General features: G+C 38.0%; 2 protein-coding genes and 2 tRNA genes. All 4 read left to right on the top strand.

The window, feature by feature from the left end; translation table 11 throughout:
• Window positions 1-1,788 (top strand): TonB-dependent receptor (locus tag D6734_06205; GenBank protein RMF95141.1); only part of this gene is annotated, 1,788 nt, incomplete at its 5' end.
• A gap of 52 nt (window positions 1,789-1,840) precedes the next feature.
• Window positions 1,841-4,222 (top strand): hypothetical protein, encoded by a 2,382-nt coding sequence (locus D6734_06210; GenBank protein RMF95142.1) that lies wholly within the window; start codon window positions 1,841-1,843, stop codon window positions 4,220-4,222.
• A gap of 50 nt (window positions 4,223-4,272) precedes the next feature.
• Window positions 4,273-4,346, top strand: a tRNA-Arg gene (locus D6734_06215).
• Window positions 4,347-4,395: 49 nt separating this feature from the next.
• Window positions 4,396-4,467: transfer RNA gene (locus D6734_06220), tRNA-Val, on the top strand.
• Window positions 4,468-4,641 lie beyond the last annotated feature (174 nt).

Raw genomic sequence — 4,641 nt, forward strand, 5'->3', positions numbered from 1 at the left:
GAGACATATTCATTCTATCATAGTTGGGGAAACAAGTATTTCAATTATGCCCTTTCAGGTTCATACTCTCATCAAAGCGGTGTTACTACGGCTGATACAAATCCTGTAGGGAATGCTTATCGTCTTTATGGAGCCACATTTCCCAATGATGCGCGGCTCGACAATGGAACTAAAGTTGTTCCCGGTAGAAAGGATATACCTTATAGAAGCGGTGATAATCTAAATAAATTGATGGATGATGGCGACAGGGATAAGGGTGAAAGATATTCTGTTGGGCTCAATCTTAATATAAATCTTTTTAAGAATAATACGCTACGGATTAATCCAAGTTATTCCTTCCTTGACTTTTATACAGCTTTTTCTCCGGGTGATATACCAATCAGTGATGCAAGCGGAACATTTCTCCAATTCTTCTTACGGGTTATAAATAGGCGCGATTCTTTGAACATTGCTGATAAATGGGATATAACTCCAAATCTAACATATAATTTCAGGATGGGACTTATCAAAAGCACAGATCTTGCAGATTTCATCTTTGTGAACGATTATGTTGATTATAGCAAAGAAAAAGAAGCCTTGGGTTTTAAAGATGAATATTCAGGTGGTGGTAACAGCCCTTTCCATTCAGCGCCTGATTTTATGTTAAATAGAAGTTTTGATTTTGCCAATGAGCTTTCTTACAAATTCAACTTTCTCGATGGTGTGTCGCTACTTGTAGGACACGAGTATTCGTGGAGCAAAAGCGTATCACCGGGAAGCTATACAAAAAGCGCCCCAAAACGGACAGGTAATTCATTTTATTTTCAAAATCTCTGGACATACAAAAAACTAACGGTTTCCCTTGGTGCAAGATGGGACCAGATGACGACATTTATCGAGGATTTTGACGATGAATTGTCGCCAAGGTTTGGAATAAATTATCAGTTCAAGCCCGGCACGAGTTTGAGATTTTCAGTTGGTAGGGCAAGAAGATTTCCTGAATATGCGCGTCAGTTTGGCTTTGCGCAAAGTGCAGGGAAGCTCTTTGGGAATCCTTTTATAGGACCGGAAATCAACTGGACTTATGAACTTGGTTTCCACTTTTCAACAAAATATCTCTCAGGCGATATAGCATATTTTTATGATGACTATTCCGATTTTGAGATTCCATTGCCTGTAAGTGCCGCAGGTTATGCTGATGGTGGAGATTATACGGAAAAGGTTTTTGGAATACCAAGAGAGCAATTTGCAATACTTGATAAGGACCCTTCACATCCCAGAGCTCATTTCTTCACTAATGGTCCTGATGTGGTAGCTCAGGGATTTGATACGACATTTGATGCAAATCCTGTGAAGAATTGGAATATAAGTGTTTCATATTTATTCCAACGCCATACAGTTGGAAATAGAAACCCCTTCGATTTCCGGCAGGGTACACCACAAGAACTTTGGTTAGATTCCAAAGGGAAAGCAATAGGACCGAAGTTTCAGGGAGGCAACCGCATCATATACACACCAACACATATTTTCAAAGTGAGTTCTGATTATACTTTCCCTTTTGGTTTGAGATTGGATGTTACAGGAAGATTCAAGAGCACAGTTAAATTTGTTTCAGCCGTATATCCCGGAGGAATATTCAACCAGCCCGAGCATTGGATATGGGATTTAAAATTTTCACAACCTCTTTTCAATAATAAGATAAAACTCACATTTTCGATTGAAAATGTATTCAGCAAACTTTACTATGAAAGCGGCGGTATTCCTTCCAATGTTGCAAAATATACCTTAGGCGTATCAGCAACTTTCTAAAAGAAATAAATTTCCATTAGACTTGAGAGCGGTGCAGTGCCGCTCTTTTTTTATGCCCCTTCTTTTTTTTATTTTCAAAAATCCGAAGATTATTTTGATTGAATGGTATTTATTTTGTATTAGAGGGAAAAGGTTGATTGAGAAAAAAATGAAATTTATTGTTGAAAAAAAGACTATATTCTGCGCTTTTGCTTTTCTTTTCCTTTTCTCCTTCTATCCATTATTTTATGCAGATTCAACGATGAGGATAAACAGGCATTCGGTATTTGTGGACACTAAGCTGAAAAAACATTTCAAGAAGAGAAAGTTTAATAATGCAGTTGTAATTCTTAAAAATTCAGAATCAAAAATGTATTCTGGAATAAATACAAGATTAGCTGAAATGAGGGAGAGGTTGTCATTATTGGATAAAAAAATTGCTGGCATTAAGAGAAAGCTTGCATCAAATGAGAAAACTGAAAAAAAGAATGCTGCAAGAAAAATAAAAAAAATAAATAAACTCCGAAGTAGAAGAGAGAATATTGAGCGTAAATACATAAGAATCAGCAAATCCATCAATCGCTTCATTGATGCAAGAAATAGAGAAAAAATAGAAGAACTTATTTTTTCAATAAGAGGTGATAATAAAAGTCATCTGGATTTGATCCCCAAAAGAAAATTTAGAAAAATTCCGGCTCTAAGCTGTGTTTTGAGCAGGCGCGGTTTTAGAAAATTGAAAAAAAATCCCTCTATATTTTCTATTTATAAGAATTTCAAGGTTTCTGCCTTTCTCGATGTTAGCGCACCCCTGATAAAAGCTGACAGAGTCCATTCCACTATGATAAGCGGCAAATACTTAGATGGCAGTGGTGAGACGATTGCTGTCATAGACTCAGGAATTGATTATACTCATCCGGCATTTGAAAGTTGTCAGCCGCAGCCTTTTATAACTATCAGCAGTGAATCACCATATCTTCTTGAATCACAGCATAATTATCAGAATAACCTTGATAAAACATGGGTAATAACTGCAACAGGAAATTCCAACACTGCTGTGTATTTCAATAGAGTTGAGCTTGAGCGGGGGTATGATTTTCTCTACATTATGGATGGAAATGATAATGTCATACAGAAGCTTACAGGCAATGATAACAGTCAGTTTTGGAGCCGCTCAGTACAAGGCGAAGTAATAAAGATACGCCTTGTCACTGACTATGATATCAATTATTGGGGTTTTAAAATAAGCAAAGTTGCCGACGCTGTAACTAATGAAACCCCTTTTACCAATTGCACAAAAGTCATAGGCGGCTATGATTTTGTCAGTGATGATTTTGACCCCTATGATGACAATGGTCATGGTACTCATGTTAGCGGTATTATAGCTTCGGTAGATTCAACATATAAAGGCATTGCGCCTGGAGCAAAGATTGTTGCCTTGAAAGTCCTCGATAGAACAGGAAACGGTGAAAGTGATGATGTTGCCGCCGCAATCGAATGGTGCGTAAATAATAAAGATATCTATAATATAAGCGTTATCAATTTGAGTTTGGGTGATAATGGACAATATGCAAGTTCTGCATATTGTGATCAATTTTTGATTTCACAGATGATTAACCTTGCAGTGTCAAATGGGATTTTTGTGGCCGTTGCATCAGGAAATAATGGCTATACATCAGGCATATCACTTCCTGCCTGCGCTTCAGGGGCAACTTCTGTAGGCGGAGTGTATACAAAAGACTGGGGAAAAATGTCGTGGAGTTCAGGATGCACAGATGCAACAACCGCTGCAGATAAAATAGTCTGTCATACCAATAGGTCCTCATTGCTTGACCTTTTAGCGCCGGGTGCTGTTATTCAGTCATCTGTGCCGGGAGGAGGATTTGGGCAAAAGTCTGGAACATCGATGGCTACGCCTCATATTGCAGGTGTTGCCGCTCTTGTTCAGCAAAATGAGAAACTGATGGGAGGTACTGCTCTCTCTCCTTCGGATTTGACTGTGAGATTAAAAAACACTGGGAAAAGCATTGTTGACAGCTCAGGCACAGGACTTACTTTTAGAAGAGTTGATGCCTATTCTGCTCTTGGATGGACTGCCAATTGCGGCGGTTTTTATGAGGGGAAATATTTTAAGGAATACAAACTTCAAGGTGAGTCGGCTTGGGATTCAATTTTAAAGATTCTCAATGGGAGTGTTACATTGATCAATTTGAGTTCAAAGGACCTTTATGAAACAAGAGTGCTTATTTATGATATTTCCGATTCTTCGATCACAGTATTGGAGCCCGATGGCTATATGAATGCTACTATTGGCGGAAAGAATTATAAGAATATACCTTATTACTATTATGGGAATCTTTCTGTTGGGGAATCATTTGCGAAACTATGGAAATTTCATGATCCTCAAATCAGGAGTTTTTCCTTCAAAGCAACTCTCTTCTCAAAAGACTGTCCTTAGGAAGTTTTAGCTTGCAATTATTATCTATATTTCTTTAAATATGAATAATTGCGCCCGTAGCTCAGCTGGATAGAGCGGCAGACTCCGGATCTGCAGGCCGTGCGTTCGAATCGCGCCGGGCGCATATTTTACTCTTGATATTCTGAAAAGTTCTGTTATTTAAATAGAAAAAAGGGCGATTAACTCAGTGGGAGAGTGCTACCTTCACACGGTAGAAGTCACAGGTTCGAATCCTGTATCGCCCATTTTATCAACCAATTTTCTCTCAACTCATTATCAAATCATTCATTTCGAATTTATCCAATCCACATAATGAAAGCAAAAAATAGTGGAAAAAGAGCACCTCAGTTGTTAATATCAATCTTATGTTGGACAATATTGGCTGACAAATTGCGGTAGTATATTGTTATATTGAAAGA

The organism is Candidatus Schekmanbacteria bacterium, from assembly GCA_003695725.1.
Lineage (GTDB): Bacteria > Schekmanbacteria > GWA2-38-11 > GWA2-38-11 > J061 > J061.

Bases quoted from the DNA above. Each gene is read 5' to 3' on its own strand.
- D6734_06210 (RMF95142.1), top strand. From the start codon at position 1,841: ATGCCCCTTCTTTTTTTTATTTTCAAAAATCCGAAGATTATTTTGATT.